This is a genomic window from Bacteroides sp. M10, from assembly GCF_014334015.1.
In the GTDB taxonomy this organism is placed as follows: Bacteria; Bacteroidota; Bacteroidia; order Bacteroidales; family Bacteroidaceae; genus Bacteroides; species Bacteroides intestinigallinarum.
This window is the reverse complement of record NZ_CP060488.1, coordinates 4,078,145-4,094,295: the sequence shown is the minus strand read 5'-3', so window position 1 is coordinate 4,094,295 and position 16,151 is coordinate 4,078,145. Positions and strand designations below refer to the sequence as shown.

Here is a 16,151-nt window from a genome sequence, read left to right as displayed (position 1 = left end):
GAACTTACTCTCTTTAAAAAGATAGAATCTATCCCGGATATACATAATTTATAGTTTCACCTTTACCTGCGATTTCTGATAGACTACCGGGATTTTCTTATCATTCACTTCTACAGACACAGGCTTCTTTGTGCTTCTAAAGATGGCATTTATCTTCGGCTGTCCGTCTATCCAAAGATTAAGTTTCTTATCTTCTGCTTTCTGAATAACGAATAGCTTAGCCAATGACGAGAAGTAGGTTTCATTATCTCGTCTTAATGCACTTCCGTAGGCAATGAAGAAGTCCTTAGCGTCCTTTGCTTCAGTACCTTCCGGGTAAGAGACTGCAAACATATAAGCATCTGTCATCCAGCCGTCGGGCATAATCCATGAATTACTGTGCATTAATCTTCCGTCTGCCAGTTGGTTGATATACAAATCAGTAATTTTGCCTTTATGACGAATACGAAGCCCTATCCAGTCCTGCCCTTCACGTCTTTCCATTTGAGGCAGATCTTTTTCATCGGGAGTGTCTTTCAGAATAATAGCTGTCAGTCCTTTCACACGGTTCACCTCGGCTGGCAAATGGAATGAATAATATTTTTCGGTTCCTTTCAAATCTTCCGCAGGAGCTTCTATTTCTTCCCAATATAAATCTTCGGGATAGTCGTGCACAAAATCTGATTTAGCCAGCAGACGGGGATATAAAGGGCGAATGACTACTGAAGAATTTCCATTTGTCACATTTACGTCAATGCCCGATTTCTTATAGGTTCCATTGGTATGCCATAACCATTCAAACTGTCCTACCTTATGTGTCTTCAAATCATCGATCATATAAATCACATTATCCATCCACAGGAAATGACGGAAGTTACGGCTGAAATTATTAGAGACAGGACCTGTTCCATTGGCCAAAACATATTTCACATTGCCTGCATCCAAGAGATGATAAAGATTTCCTCGCAAAGTAGAGCCGCTATACTGTTGTTCACGAGGTTGTCCCTCCCCGTTGAACAGGACTACATTATGTGCCTGGCTTTGGAAGAAATAGTTGCGATAATTCGGATTGGGATACCAGCAGTTTCCTCCATCCTTGATAATATCAACGCCTTTATGAAAAACAATAAAGGAGTTGGCATCCGCATGGGAATGATTCCACGTATGACCGCTTTTCACAGCAAGCATCGTAGCATCCTTTTCCCAAGAAGTACGCATGGTGGCCCAACCGAAATCCGAGAATAATTGTGAGGTCTTCAAATCGGGAGCTACGGGGGCTTTATTCAAATCAGGGGTATAGAGAAAACCCATCGGACGATTCAGAAAAAATCCATCGCGATGCTGTCCTTGCTCTACTTGGGCTATATACCATAGAATAGTCGGGTCTTTCAGTCCCAATGCATACAATAACATCATACTGGATTCTGCTGATACGTTCTTATGACTATCACCAAAATTCAAACTATGCAGCATACCTGTACGGGGATAGCATACTTGAGAAAAGTAGTTCGGAAGTTTTGCCAATTGGGGTATATCGCCGGGATTTTGTCCCGGATGAGTGTTTATCCAAGCGATCCGAAACAATAGAGCTTCCTGAATACCAAAGTTTGCATAATTCAGACTTTCATACATTCCTCCGGCCTCATCAAAGCTCTTTGCTTTCTGTTGCAAGGCATCGCCTGCAAAGTCAAACCATTCGGGAAGTGATTCATGAAGTTGCTCCACCCAATCTTTTACTTCGGGAAGTTCATTCTGTAGGCTTAATGCTAATATTCCACCCTGGCATACACAAGAAGTCCACCAGTTATGTCCCATAGAATTCAAAGAATGAATACGGGTAGGTTCTAGCAGCCAGTCGCCCAATGCAGGTTCTACAGCCAATCGTTTCAAGCCTTCGGCAATCTTTTTTCTTTCGGAAGAAGACATGATATTGTAGGCTGCATCATATCCTATGGCAGAAAGGAAACTCTTATGTGCCATGCCTAGTTGCGAACGCCAAGCAGGAATACGTGCCATCATTTCCATATCTCCCCAGGATTCAGCTTCCACAGCTTTCGAAAGGATCTCTTTGATTACATCTGCATACTCTTTATTATCCGTCATCAGATAGGCCAACGATAAATAATCCAACCGGTTGAAATCTTTCTTCTGTAAGGCTTCATCCGCAGTTTTCTGAATATCTTCCCAGGCTTCCTGCAATTTCGGTTCATTCTGCATACGTTGTTTTACCTGCTGAATACGTTGAGGGGTGTACAAAAGCGAAGGATGATTTATCTTTTGTGCAGATACAAACGATGCAAATAATATTCCGATCAGACATAGAACTATTTGTTTCATGATATTTATTGCTTTTATTTTACTGTTTAATATTGATTAAAAATTCTGCTAAAGCTGCATTGAATTCCTCCGGTCGCTCCATATTCATCATGTGCCCGCAATCCTCTATGACCTTCAGCTTTCCATTAGGTAGATATTCCAATATGGAAGGATTTTTTAAGAATTTGTTATCAGAAGAATGACCTTCTACAATTAAGGCAGGTACGGCAGGGTGACTCTTCTTTAATTTTTCAATAGCATCCAGTCCTGCTACTACCCGTACTTCTTTGTGTAGCGGTTGCTATGCATCCCATTCGTCAATCATCTGCCACAAAGGCGCATGCATCCGCTCACGTTGACTTCCACCGGATTTCATTAAGCCTTCAAACCACTCTTTCTTCATCACCTCCACTCCTTTCTTTTTCAGGGCAGCTATTTCTTCATCACGTACCTTTGCTTCTTCTTTAGTCATCGGCTCACTGGGCCCTTTCGATTTCCGGATGTTTCCACTGGCTAAAAAAGCCGATAACATCCGGTCTGGGAAATACGCCAACATATCGGCAGTGATAAATCCACCCAAAGAAAGCCCGACAATATGCGCTTTTTGGAGATGTAAAGAGTCCATTAAAGTAACCAGATCTTCAACATGCATAAATTGATAATCTTCTGTTTGGGAAGAAGAAATGCCGTATCCTCTTAAATCATAGCGAATGACATGATACTTTTTCGCAAACACAGAAAATTGTTCATCCCACATACGATAGTCGAGCGAATGACCGTGAACAAAAATTATCGGTTCACCCTGACCAGCTTCTTCATAGTATAGAGAGCCGTTTCCTACATTGATACGTCCTTGTTTGACAACCAATGGCTTGCCTTTCAGTATTTCTGAAACAGTCCGTGAAATGACAGGGCTGCCGAAGAAAGAAGAGAAACCGTCTTCTTTAGCAGAAGAACCTGTTACATGAGAAATGAAGAATCCGTAAACCTTATCGTGTTTATTTATCCACGGATAAGCACCAGCCCATCCCGGTGAACTAATCTGATAAGCTTCACCTGTCTTTTTATCTATTAATTCACGCCATTCTCCCAATCCGTAGATTCCATTGTGGGATTGTCCCAGTCCTTTCGCTACATAATTATCCGAGTCATGCGAAGGGATGATGGCATCTTTCACTTGGTCGGCCTGCATTTCTTTCACAGTTTCTGCTGATATAATTTGCTTGCCATTATACATTCCATCGTGATAAATCATAGACAGGAAATGAAGATAATCATTCATTGTAGTACATAGTCCGCCCCCTAACATGGGTGCATGTCCGCCGTCCGTATTGATTGGGGTAAAATGAGAGTTCTTCATTTCCAAAGGTTGTGCCAGCAGTTCCTGAAAAAGAGTTTCAAACTCCTTTCCCATGGCCACTTCTGCCATTCTTCCGGCAATTTGCATAGCAAGTCCACCATATTCAAAACGAGTGCCGGGAGTAAAGACTGTATCCAAAGGAAGAATTTCAGTGACTGCCGAATCCAAATGATTATAGTTATCTACACGGGGCTCGGGAAGATATGGACGTACTCCTGATGTATGGGATAATAATTGCCGGAGAGGAATCTTACCTTTAGCATCGTCTTTAAATTCCGGCAACCATTTTTCTACCGGATCATCCCATCCCAAATCAGTACGGTCTACCACTGCGCCAATGACAGCAGCCGCTACCCATTTCCCGGCAGAAGCGACATATACTTTTGTATCGGGCGTATAGTCCCGATAGTTCTTCTGGAAAATGACGGTATCATTCTTCACTACACAAATGGATGCTCCGGGGTAATATCCCTTGTCTACCCATCCTTGGATAACAGAATCCAAAGAAGAGAAGTCATACTGACTTCCCTGACCGGATGATATTTTGCAAGAACCGGACAAAAAGCAGATACTTACAAAAACGGCAATTAATAAACGATTCTTCATATCGTTGTTTACTATCTATTTTTCTGATTGTAAATCCCAATATACGACATAGCGCTGGTGATGCAAATCGTATAGCGGGCGAATCACATCTCCTTGTTCTGTCGTAAACTTCAAATCACTTCCTACACGTTGCAAAGCACGTTCAGGGTGTTTCTTATCTAGTTTCAAAGAGGTACGCAAATGTGCTGGGACATGAAAATTATAGATATAATAATCATTATAAAGAGCCGGATTTGAGAAAGGAGCAGGTGCTTGCATACCTTCAGTTCCCCGTTCTCCCGCCAATACCAATGGACCATATAACAGAGCTGCCTTGTTCGGATTATCCGGGGTAGCCTCCAATTTGATCTGCATCGGATAAGTAGCCAAGATTTGGTCGTCCTCTTTCCATTCACGGGTAATGGCAATATAAGAACCAGGCTTCTGTTTTACAGATATTTTCTTACCATTCACCAACACTTTTACATCCTTGCTCCACGAAGGATAGCGCAGATAAATGGTGGTACGAACAGGATTTTCTGTCCGGAGAGTGAAACGCGTTGTTTCTTCCTGTGGGAATTCCGTTTCCTGACGGATTGTCAGTCCTTTTTCTTTCCAGGTTACCTGTGAAGGGATAAATAGATTTACATATATTCCCTGATTGTTATGGTAGTAGATGGCTTCTCCAAACTTTGCATGATTCTCAAATCCGCTACCTACGCAACACCAGAAAGAGTTCTCTTTTGTGCTATACAGTTTGTGAGACCCGGAAAGCAAAGGCAGGAAATAAGCTACCATACCTGTTTCAGGGTCTTGTTGTCCCAAGATGTGATTATACAATGCCCTTTCGTAATAATCTGCAATAGATGAATCGCCCGTCCAGCAGAAAAGATGGCGGCTAAGTTTGAGCATATTATAGGTACAACAAGTTTCTCCGGTATAGCCGGTCAGATGTTGGGATAACTTCTTCGGATCAAAGTAGTGTTCTTTGTCACTGCTGCATCCCGGAGCAAAAGTATGATGGTCAATCATGGTGTGCCAGAAGAATTCCGAAAGTTTCCTGCTTGTCGCGTTGTGGGTTAATTCGTAGTTGCGGGCTTCAGCTATCACTTTCGGGATGAAAGTATTGGTATGCTTCGTTCCCAAGTCATCGCGAAGTTCTTTCAAAGGGTCGATTACGTCATTGTGGTAGAAATATTCCGCCAACCAGCGATAACGTTCATCTCCCGTTATTGAGTATAAATTATAGAATGACTCATTGATACCGCCAAATTCATTGCGGATCATAAGTTTACGTGTTTCTTCACTAAGGGGTCTCAATTTATTGTATGCCCAATCGCCCATTCGGGTGACGATAGTCAATGCTTTCTTATTATCCGCATACAGATATTGATCTATCAGTCCGGAGAAAAGTTTGTGCAGAGTATACCAGGGAGCCCATACACCTTTTCCCTGAATATTCCGGTTTATCAGTTCCTCGGGCCAGGCACTCAAATATCCGTTTTTCAGTGCATTCTGCACTTCTTCCAATCCGTTAACCAAGCTATCGCCTTTCAGTTTGAATATCTCACTGCCGGTAGCTGCGTACATCAAACCAAGTGCCGAGAGCATGTGTCCGGTAGTATGTCCGCGAAGTTCGCAATCCAAAGATTCCCAACCACCCAGTTTCTTCACTGTCATATATCCGCCCTCACGTCCGGCAAATACACCGGCATTGGTACGGAAGCTATGTAGCAGACGATTCACATCTATTGACGTCATCCAAGCAGAATCCCGAAGCATATTATCACGGAAACGACTTGGCAACAGGCGAACATCTTTCAAATCAAAACTTTCCGCCTGAAGGGGAGCGACTGTTTCCTTTTTCAACTTTCCCTGATGTTGTCCGGGATATACAGATTGAGCTGACACTATACCCGATATTGTCAATGAACCAAACAAGATTACCGTAACTAAAACTTTCTTATTCATATTATTTCTATCTTTTATCTATAAGATACGAACAAGGTGCCTTAAACACTCAAAGCCACAAAATTATTTAATTAAGCTACAATTCTTTAATTTAAAGCCCACTTTCTTATAAAATTCATCTGAAACGTCCTATCTTTATTCCCCAAATCAAAGAAAGGAGCTACATGGATTTACGTACGGCAAATGTTACAAGATATATTCTTCCTCTGCGTGAGGGGGGCTCATTGCCTGCTTTAGCCGAAGCTGACGATGAATTTAAGTATGTAGTCAAATTCAGGGGGGCAGGACACGGAACAAAAGCACTGATTGCCGAACTGATTGGTGGAGAGATAGCCCGTGCACTGGGTTTCAGAGTCCCCGAAATAGTTTTTCTGAATCTGGACGAGGCCTTCGGACGAACAGAAGCAGACGAAGAGATACAGGATTTACTTCAATGGAGTCGCGGACTGAATATGGGATTGCATTTCCTTTCCGGTTCACTGACTTTTGATCCGATAGTACATCAAGTAGATGGAAAAACCGCTTCGCAAGTAGTATGGCTGGATGCCTTGCTGACTAACGTAGACCGTACCATTAAAAACACCAATATGTTGATATGGCACAAAGAACTATGGTTGATAGATCATGGGGCATCCCTTTATTTCCACCATTCCTGGACTAACTGGCAAAAACAGGCACTGGTTCCTTTTGTACAGATAAAAGACCATGTATTATTGCCGTTTGCCGATAAACTGGAAGAGGTAGATATTGAATTCAGGCAGATATTGACTTCTGATAAAATCCGTGAGATAGTCAATGCTATTCCCGATGACTGGTTAAACTGGACAGAAGGCACAGAAACTCCACAGGATTTGAGAGACATTTATATTCGATTCTTAGAAGAAAGGATTAAGCATTCCGAAACATTTGTAAATGAAGCGCAAAATGCAAGAAAGGCACTTATATGAATACGCAGTCATCCGTTTCGTTCCTAAAGTAGAACGGGAGGAGTTTATCAATATGGGGATTGTGTTGTTTTCCAAACAAGCCAAATACCTGAAATCCCTCTATACGATAGATGAGAACAAACTAAAACTGTTTTCTTCCGAACTGGATATTAACTGCCTGAAAGAAGGGTTACAGGTCTTTGACAAGATATGCATGGGAAATAAAGAAGGAGGAGCCATAGCCAATATGGATATTCCTGACAGATTTCGTTGGCTGACTGCAGTAAAAAGTTCTTGCATACAAGTATCTCGCCCACATCCGGGATTTTCTACTGATTTAGATAAGACTTTGGAAAGATTGTTCAAGGAATTAGTACTCTGATTCCTTGAACAATCTCTTTGTCAAACTAACGGGCGGTAATATAAAAGCTCTGCTCTACTGCTTCAGCAGTCTGCACTTTTGGTTCTCCGCTACGCCCATATTGCCAAGCTACCACTGTCACCTTTACCGGAAATTTTGCACGCGGGGGAATTTTAGTCAATACCAGTTTATCCCTCTTTATCTCTGCCGGCCCTTCTTTTACATAATAGTAAACCGGAAGGCCGGAGTCAGCAGTTCCTTTTAAACTTTTTTCTTTCACTGAAGCCTTTACATCGGATAGTTTCGGGAAAATTATACGTTGGGGTATCCCTTCCTTATTCCGGTAAGGAATACGAATCTCTACCTGCTGAACGGCACTCCGGTATTTATGATCCTGTTTTACGGAAGCCATCAGACAGATGCCTCCTGTACGTTTTGGATTATCCAATCCCATCCGATAGAAACGAACAGTAAAAGTTGTATCATTCACCACTTCCACCGGACCGCAAATTCTCGACATTCGAATGGGACGTGTACTGTGTTTTTTTGAATATTCGTTCCTTAACGTATCTGTGTACACTGCTTTCAAGTGGAAAGTGACTCCGTCCGCTTCGGGTTGAAAAGAAGGAGACATACGTACATGGGATTTCGGATTGAAAGTTATCAGTTTTCCTTTTTGCTCAAAGCCTATATACTGTTCTGTCTTTCCACGCTCATTAGCGTAATATTTTTCTGTGGCATCTGCCATTTCCTTATCAAAATACCAAAATGCATGGTGCTTGTCTCCTTCATACTTATCATAGGAAGCGGCTTCGGCTGTAGGCTTTTCATTCTTTCGCCAACGGTCTGCCAGCCAGCCATTCTTTGCTTCTACCGGAATTAACTGAACCGGAATATCCGATGACGAATGTTTCGGCAACCGGTATTCCACTGCCTTTTTTAGAAAAAGAGAAAGATAATCAATCAATTCATCGGATATGTCGAAATGTCCATGTCCTGCATCAGCAAGAAATGAAAGGGGAGCATTCGGATATTCACAACGATAATCGAAAGAGGTTATCAACCGGTCTTCCCACCATTCGTCCTCTCCCATTACCATTAATGAAGGGATACCTTCAATCGTACGGGTTCCCCAATCCAAATTCGCACGCCCGTAACCTGTCAAATGAGTTCTGGGAGAATCACCGTGAATAGAGAGTACAGCCAATGTACGTTCGGGATTCCAGGCGGCAAAGTTCCACGGATAAGTAGCCATTGCCGAGTGTCCGATAGGGATGACCGGAGCAAACTCCAATTCTGTATATCCGCTTATTTCAGACAAGTTCTTCATCATTGTTTCAAAGATTTGCCGGGTACCTTTTGTCACATCCCAGCGTTGGTCTATTCCGGGAGTGATCCATATCTCTGCAATTCCCAATTTACCCATATCCTTCCGAAATTCAGGATGCTCGAAAATTGTCTCTTCGGTCATATTATGTTGCCCAATGATGACGGCACGGACTTGTTTGCAGTTTTCCGGTATCCATAGATAGGCAGAAGGATGGGCGTTTGTCTCTTCTGAAATCAGCTCTTTTATTTCTACGGACCACTGCCAGGGAGCTGCTGCAACTCGGGTAGTCTGCATGAACAGAGATAACAAAACAACAAGAAAATATTTCTTCATAATGCTTCTTTTAATTGCATTTATTATAGTTGCATTTATCTATAAACAGCTAATTTATTTTCCCAGTGGAGTGAAATGCAATGCAGCTCCGCCACTTGCTTTTAGCTTCAAAACAAGCCTATCTCCGGCTTTTATCTTCTTATGAGTACTGCGTACTTTCGTCCGTGTCTTCAGCTTGTCATCATCTTCGTACAGGTGAAGCATATACTTCTTACCCGATTCCAGAAAATCCGTAGTCAATGTAATTGTGCGGGCTTCCGTATTCGTCATTGCTCCTACAAACCAGTCATTCCCCGAACGACGTGCTTGAACGATATATTCACCAATTTCTCCATCTAACGCGCGGCTGTCATCCCATACACTCGGAATTGCTTTCCAAAATTCCAGTTCTTCTTCTCCCTGGTAGAATTCCGGTCTGTCATACCAAAACATAAATTGCAAAGGACTGTAATACACAGCTGCCATCGCCAACTGATGTGCTTTCGTATTCTTCACCCGATTATTGAAATAGCAAAGCGTATAGTCTCCTGCACCTGCCAGATAGCGGGTGAAAGGAAGAGTCGTATTATGTGTGGCATCCGGCATTTCTTCATTTCCACGAATACCCTCCTGTGTCATCAGGTTAGGATAAGTACGACTGAAACCTGTCGGACGATATTCGTCATGAATATCTACCATCAGACCGTATTCTCCACATTTACGGACAGCTTCATGCAGCCAGGTACTCCAACGCTGATTACCTATCTGTACAAAACCGAACTTGATACCTTTCAATCCCCATTTTTTATACAAAGGCAACAGAGTATCCAACTGCTGCACTAATGCACGCTGATTGACATACACCATGAGTCCGATTCCTTTCGATTCGGCATATTTACACAAAGCGGGTATATCAAGGTCTTTATCAGGAGAAACAGTAGTAGCGTCCGAACTCATTTTCATTTCCGGTCCGTACCAGCCTGCATCCATGTGCACATACTGAATACCGCGTTCTGCCGCAAAGTCAATGGCTGCTTTTACTCTATCTTGTTTCAAGTCGCCCGAACGGAATACTTTCCCGGGTTTGATCCAAGAAGTATCAGCCAGTTTGCAAGCCGGATTCAGATTCAAGACAATATCATTATTATTAATTAAATCGACCGGACGTTCGCCAACCATGATTACACGCCACGGAGTACTGTAAGGAGAAATAATATCAACGCTACTATACAGGCTTGTCTCCAAAGTGGAAGGTTTCTCTGCCGATAAACGGAATTTACCACGAACATAATCCACCATTTCCGCTTCCAACAAAGCTACAGATAATCCATCAGGCAGTTTCAAGGTCAAAGGACGCTCACTCTCCTCTTTGCCCCATCCTTCCAACGGACGAAGTACGCAAGGTCCTTGTGCCCAACGTTCGTAATATGCCATCGTTCCTTCAGGCATTGTAAAGCTGGTCTGCTCACCGACGATATGTAAGAAAAGTCCGTTTGTCATTTCCGGAAAATGATAGCGGAAAGCAACCCCTTCATTATAGGCGCGAACTATAATATCCATAAAGTAATTCTTACGCTTATCATAGCCACCGTCTTTATTACCTTTCCCTTCTCCCTTCTTAAACTTCAAAATCATTTCATTGTAGCAGTCACGAATCTCCGCACGTTCACCATATACAGGCTTCCATGTTTCATCCGCCTTTCGTTGTTCAGTCGCTGTCAACTTCAGATTTTCACACCAAAAATGACAGGTATCATTTGGTATACCCAATGCCGACTCAAACAACTGATTCTCAATCAGAACTCCCAATTTACTTTCTTCAATCACCGGACGGTTCTTATAAGTCAAGGTATAATACATTTGTGCATTATCCTCTCCCACCGTGCGCTGATAAAAGGTAAAACGATAAGCTCCATCAGGAGACGTCAGTTCCTGACGGGTTTCTGTCATCACATCTTGCGCTTTCACCAATGCCGGTATCACCAGCAACAAAAGCAAAATTCTTTTCTTCATTCTATTTACGTTCATGTTTATTCATCTTTCCTATTATATACGAACGAGGAAGAAATTATACTCAAATGTTTATTGCCTGAAAAGCTTATTCCATCTGCTCTCTATATAAAGTCGGCGTCATTCCTGTCACCCTTTTAAAAATGCGGTTAAAATGTACAGGTGATTCAAATCCGCAAGTAGCACTGATTTGAGATATATTCATCATACTACTATTTAATAGTTTACAAGCATATCCGATACGCATATCAAGCACATACTCTTTGAATGTCTTTCCTGTGTTTTCTTTAAAGTATCGGCAGAAAGCAGTAGGGTTCATCGCTGTATAAGAAGCAATTTCATCCAGACCGATAGACTCGGTATAATGTTTATTCAAATAGGCAATCACCTTTTCCATTCTTTCATTACGCATAATCGAAGGGGACGGAGTATAATGAGAAGTAGTCAGATATTTCTTATGATTGCTGATAGCCATCATCTGTAAAAGTGAAAGCAACAGGATAATTTGATCTGCTCCTTTAGCAGAAGGAATCTGTTTCAATAACTTAATGATTTTCCCCGAACGGGTAATTGTGAATTTTATTCCTCTGCAAGCATCCTCCAATAAATTCCTGATAGGAATAAACTGGGAGTATTGAGAAATAGAATAATGCATAAAGTCTTTCTCAAACTGAATATTGACTCCTCTTACTTTCAGTTCGGATTTTTCTTCGTTATCAGATTCTTCCCCGTCGTCCGGTGGACTTTGCATACTATGAGGCAGTTCGGAACCGAAAAGAATCAAATCACCTTTTGAATAGGAGATAATGCTGTCACCCACCAGACAATCCCCCTCTCCCTTCTCTACATAGATAATTTCATACTCACTATGAAAATGCCACGGATATGTGAAACGCGGATATTCATAAAAGCGGGCACGGACGGGATTGGAAGTCGTTATAGTCAACTTCTCATTCATTATCTTCTTCATAAATCTCCTTTTTAAACTGCTTTTGCAAAGATAGGTAAATATCTTGCAAAAATACGCATCATAGCATGTATAAAAACCCGCTATTTTTGCATCATTCATAAAAACATTTGATAGAAACCATGAACGAATTATTTAGTATTGCCGGTAAAGTTGCTGTTATTACCGGAGCAGGTGGTGTACTGGGCGGAAATATTGCCCAACACTTTGTACAGCAGGGAGCAAAAGTAGTAGCTATTGACATTCGTCAGGAGCAACTGGACAACCGTGTGGCTGAACTTAAACAATACGGTGACGATGTAATCGGTATCATCGGTAATGTACTTGACATCGCCAGCCTGGAGAAAGTAGCCGAAGAAATCGTAGCTAAATGGGGACAGATCGATATTCTATTGAACATTGCCGGTGGCAATATGCCGGGAGCTACCCTTGAGCCGGATCAACACTTCTATGATATGGATATTTCCTGCTGGGAAAAAGTGACTAATCTGAATATGAATGGGACAGTCTATCCGTCTATGATATTCGGTAAAGTAATGGCAAAACAAGGCAAAGGATGTATCATTAATGTATCCTCAATGGCAGCATACAGCGCTATCACCCGTGTACCGGGATATTCGGCTGCAAAAACTGCCGTAGCCAATTTCACTCAATGGCTGGCAAGTGAAATGGCGCTTAAATACGGTGATGGTATCCGTGTAAACGCTATTGCACCGGGCTTCTTCATCGGCGACCAAAACCGTCGTGTACTCATCAATCCAGATGGTTCACTGACAGATAGAAGCAAGAAAGTATTGGCTAAAACTCCAATGAAACGTTTTGGTGATATTAAAGAGTTGAATGGTGCAGTGCATTTCCTGTGTAGTGAAGCCGCTAGCTTCGTAACCGGAGCAATGTTACCTATTGATGGTGGTTTCAGTGCATTCAGCGGAGTTTAAGCAATAAATAATAGCCTGTTATAAAGAGAAAGACTATGATGGAAAAGACTTGGAGATGGTTCGGAAAAAAGGATAAGATAACTTTGCCGATGCTCCGACAAATAGGGGTAGAAGGGATTGTCACTGCCCTGCATGATGTACCGAATGGTGAAATATGGACAGTAGAAGCTATTAACAATTTGAAATCATATATCGAATCTTATGGTTTACGTTGGTCGGTAGTGGAAAGTCTTCCTGTATGCGAAGCAATCAAATATGCAGGAGCAGAACGTGAACAGTTGATTGAGAACTATAAAGTAAGCCTTGCCAATTTGGGTAAATGCGGTATAAAGACAGTATGTTACAACTTCATGCCCGTTATCGACTGGATACGTACAGACTTGCAACACCCTTGGCCGGATGGTACCAGTTCCCTGTATTACGACCGTGTCCGTTTTGCTTATTTCGATATTCGAATTCTGGAACGTGAAGGAGCAGAAAAAGATTATACCGAAGAAGAACTTCGGAAAGTTGCCGAATTGGATAAGGTTATCACAGAAGAAGAGAAAGATGCCCTGATTGATACAATCATTGTCAAGACACAAGGTTTTGTCAACGGTAATATCAAGGAAGGAGATAAAAATCCGGTTGCCATCTTCAAGCGGTTACTCGCCCTGTACAAAGATATAGACCGGGATACTTTGCGTGAGAATATGCGCTACTTCTTATCTGCCATCATGCCCGTATGCGAAGAATATGGAGTTAATATGTGCGTACATCCCGATGACCCTCCATTTCAGGTATTAGGTTTACCACGTATTGTTACCAATGAAAGTGATATTGAATGGTTCTTGAATGCCGTAAATAATCCTCATAACGGGTTGACTTTCTGTGCAGGCTCTTTGAGTGCAGGCGAACATAATGATACACGTGAGTTGGCCAAGAAATTTGTCAAAAGGACTCATTTCGTACATCTGCGCAGCACGGCTGCCATGCAAGGTGGAAACTTTATTGAAAGCTCCCATCTCACGGGAAGAGGACATCTGATTGACCTTATCCGTATCTTCGAAAATGAGAATCCGGGATTACCGATGCGTGTAGACCACGGACGAATGATGCTGGGAGATGAAGATAAAGGCTACAACCCGGGATATTCTTTTCACGGACGTATGCTGGCTCTTGCACAAGTAGAGGGAATGATGGCTGTAGTAGATGATGAGAAAAAACGACAGATAATATTATAATCATCACAGTGCTGATATAGTCAGAGCTTCGTCAGAGCAATAACCTCATTATTTGTTTCAAGGCGGGAAACATTTTGTTTCGAGGCACGAAACTGATGGTTTCCCGCCTTGAAACTTTAGTTCCAAAGGCTCGAAACTCCAGTTCCAATAGCGGGAAACTATAGTTTCTAAAGCAGGTAAATTCTATCTCAAAGGCAAGAAACGACTATTCCTCCGGACTTTTAGTTATGATCCTATAATTCCGATACAATAAAATACAGCGGACTGTCCTCTCAATAGCTAAACCTTTCAATGCCAATGCATACTCATATCATTTGGTAAGCGTCGGCAGTGTGAGGGTAAATTTTACCCTCACACTACCCTCACCTTTACCCTCACCCACGAAAGTACGATGGATAAAGAGATTGAGAGTCGGGTGAGAGTGTGAGGGTAAAATCAGCACAATCTTTTATTTGTTAGCTACTTTATCTGTATCTTCCCTACAAAATCTTTTTTATCTATATTCAGTTCTTCCAAAGAAGTGATCCGTTTGCCGTTCAACATTATGTTCTCAAACAAAATATTCTCAACCTTCCTATTCTTATCATAACCTTCCATCAAAGAAGGATTGATATATTTCCCGGTACATGAAATATTACGGAACGTTATGTTTCTGACACCTCTGCCGGGACCTGTGTTATACTTTTGGTTATACATCACCCGAAGATGAAACAACTGTCCTTCCTGGATATGTTCCACACGAATATCCTCAAAAGTGATGTTTTGTGCCAGATTGTGATCTCCTACATTAATAGTCATGCAGCCTTGATAATCACGATCGTCCTCATCATGTTCCAAGATATCGATATTCTTGAACAATATATCTTCTAAAACCTCATCTCCTGTTTTCGTATTTCCATGCGTACCAATATTGATAGGGTGAGCAATATCCGCCCATAGTGTAGAATTAAGTACACGGATATTACGAGAATCTCCATAATAATTCCAACGATGTGTATAGATGGCTATACAGTCGTCTGAATTACGAAGAAAAACATCATCAATCACTACATCCGAACAAGACATAAAATCCAACCCGTCACTCCAACCCTGATAACTGAATGATTTCAGATTCTTGATAGTAATTCCCTGTGATTGTCCACCGGAAACTGTATAGTGACGGGAGTTAACGACTGTAATTCCATCAATCAGTATATTCTTGGAGTATGCCACCGATATTCCCTGCTGCGGTTCAAGCAACATTCCGTGTCCGAGAATCTTTACATTCTCTACACTGTCGCAAGTCAGGCAACCTTTCAGCACTGCTCCGCCTTCCAGATAGACAGTCGTGTTGGAAGGAATACGGAAGCATTTGCCTGCCACATCAGTGGGTTCGTGTATGCCGGACTCAAAATACATCACATTCGGATCACTTTTATCAGGCACATTCTCAATGATCGGATTGGCAAACACATGCAGATTATTCAAACGGTCACCGTTGAACTCTACAGAGAGCTTTTGTGGTTTATCCAATGTGAACAGCAGAAAATTTCCGTCTATCTCCGGCTGAATGCCTTTAGATAGTGGACGCACTACTGCTGAACGGAGTTCCCCGTTATTCTTTTGCACCAGCACTTCCACTTTACCGGAAAAATCAAACTGTACCATGGTTGCATCCGACTTGGTATCCATATCCACCTTTACATTATATTCATAAAGGTCTACCCAATCTTTTTCACCCACTTGCCGTACTTTTACTGTATAATCGTCATTGTGGCGGGCATAGTAGATGCCTTGTGGCACCGGATAGATGACAATTTCTGCCTGTATAACTCCTGAAGTCATTACAAGTAAAAATGTAAGCGCTATTCGTATCAATCTATTCATCTTGAAT

The 16,151-nt window shown here is 42.0% G+C and carries 10 protein-coding genes and 1 pseudogene; 4 read left to right on the top strand and 7 right to left on the bottom strand.

Annotation, left to right across the window (positions count from 1 at the left end; all coding sequences use genetic code 11):
* Window positions 1-48: 48 nt before the first annotated feature.
* The 3 genes and pseudogenes from H8796_RS14595 to H8796_RS14585 all read right to left on the bottom strand — a co-directional run bounded on the left by H8796_RS14595 (window position 49) and on the right by H8796_RS14585 (window position 6,211).
* On the bottom strand, window positions 49-2,316 hold the full coding sequence (locus H8796_RS14595) for a heparinase II/III family protein (RefSeq protein WP_117935105.1): 2,268 nt from the start codon (window positions 2,314-2,316) through the stop codon (window positions 49-51).
* A 19-nt stretch (window positions 2,317-2,335) separates the two neighbouring features.
* Window positions 2,336-4,261: pseudogene (locus tag H8796_RS14590) on the bottom strand (alpha/beta fold hydrolase).
* A gap of 15 nt (window positions 4,262-4,276) precedes the next feature.
* Window positions 4,277-6,211, bottom strand: coding sequence for a glycoside hydrolase family 127 protein (locus H8796_RS14585; protein WP_117935107.1), 1,935 nt, complete (start codon window positions 6,209-6,211; stop codon window positions 4,277-4,279).
* 164 nt (window positions 6,212-6,375) lie between these two features.
* Here H8796_RS14585 and H8796_RS14580 point away from each other — a divergent pair, with 164 nt between their 5' ends.
* Entirely contained in the window at window positions 6,376-7,158 is a 783-nt protein-coding gene (locus H8796_RS14580; protein WP_117935110.1) for a HipA family kinase, read from the top strand.
* Window positions 7,136-7,519 carry a DUF3037 domain-containing protein gene (locus tag H8796_RS14575; protein WP_004297000.1) on the top strand — a complete coding sequence of 128 codons (384 nt, stop codon included), beginning with the start codon at window positions 7,136-7,138 and terminating at the stop codon, window positions 7,517-7,519. The genes H8796_RS14580 and H8796_RS14575 overlap by 23 nt, the downstream gene beginning before the upstream one ends.
* A gap of 25 nt (window positions 7,520-7,544) precedes the next feature.
* On the opposite strand, the gene H8796_RS14570 is transcribed toward H8796_RS14575, so the two are convergent.
* The 3 genes from H8796_RS14570 to H8796_RS14560 form a co-directional block, all read right to left on the bottom strand.
* On the bottom strand, window positions 7,545-9,161 hold the full coding sequence (locus H8796_RS14570; RefSeq protein WP_117935112.1) for an alpha/beta fold hydrolase: 1,617 nt from the start codon (window positions 9,159-9,161) through the stop codon (window positions 7,545-7,547).
* 54 nt (window positions 9,162-9,215) lie between these two features.
* The gene (locus H8796_RS14565) at window positions 9,216-11,168 is read right to left on the bottom strand and encodes a glycoside hydrolase family 97 protein (RefSeq protein ID WP_117935114.1); all 1,953 of its coding nucleotides are present in this window, start codon (window positions 11,166-11,168) and stop codon (window positions 9,216-9,218) included.
* A 70-nt stretch (window positions 11,169-11,238) separates the two neighbouring features.
* Window positions 11,239-12,120: an AraC family transcriptional regulator gene (locus H8796_RS14560; protein WP_117935116.1), complete on the bottom strand. Its 882-nt coding sequence runs from the start codon at window positions 12,118-12,120 to the stop codon at window positions 11,239-11,241.
* A gap of 119 nt (window positions 12,121-12,239) precedes the next feature.
* Here H8796_RS14560 and H8796_RS14555 point away from each other — a divergent pair, with 119 nt between their 5' ends.
* Together H8796_RS14555 and uxuA are read left to right on the top strand one after the other, a co-directional pair.
* On the top strand, window positions 12,240-13,055 hold the full coding sequence (locus tag H8796_RS14555; protein ID WP_117935118.1) for an SDR family oxidoreductase: 816 nt from the start codon (window positions 12,240-12,242) through the stop codon (window positions 13,053-13,055).
* Window positions 13,056-13,090: 35 nt separating this feature from the next.
* Window positions 13,091-14,278, top strand: coding sequence for a mannonate dehydratase (uxuA, locus tag H8796_RS14550; RefSeq protein ID WP_117935120.1), 1,188 nt, complete (start codon window positions 13,091-13,093; stop codon window positions 14,276-14,278).
* 459 nt (window positions 14,279-14,737) lie between these two features.
* On the opposite strand, the gene H8796_RS14545 is transcribed toward uxuA, so the two are convergent.
* Window positions 14,738-16,144 (bottom strand): glycosyl hydrolase family 28 protein, encoded by a 1,407-nt coding sequence (locus H8796_RS14545; RefSeq protein WP_117935122.1) that lies wholly within the window; start codon window positions 16,142-16,144, stop codon window positions 14,738-14,740.
* Between the last annotated feature and the right edge of the window lie 7 nt (window positions 16,145-16,151).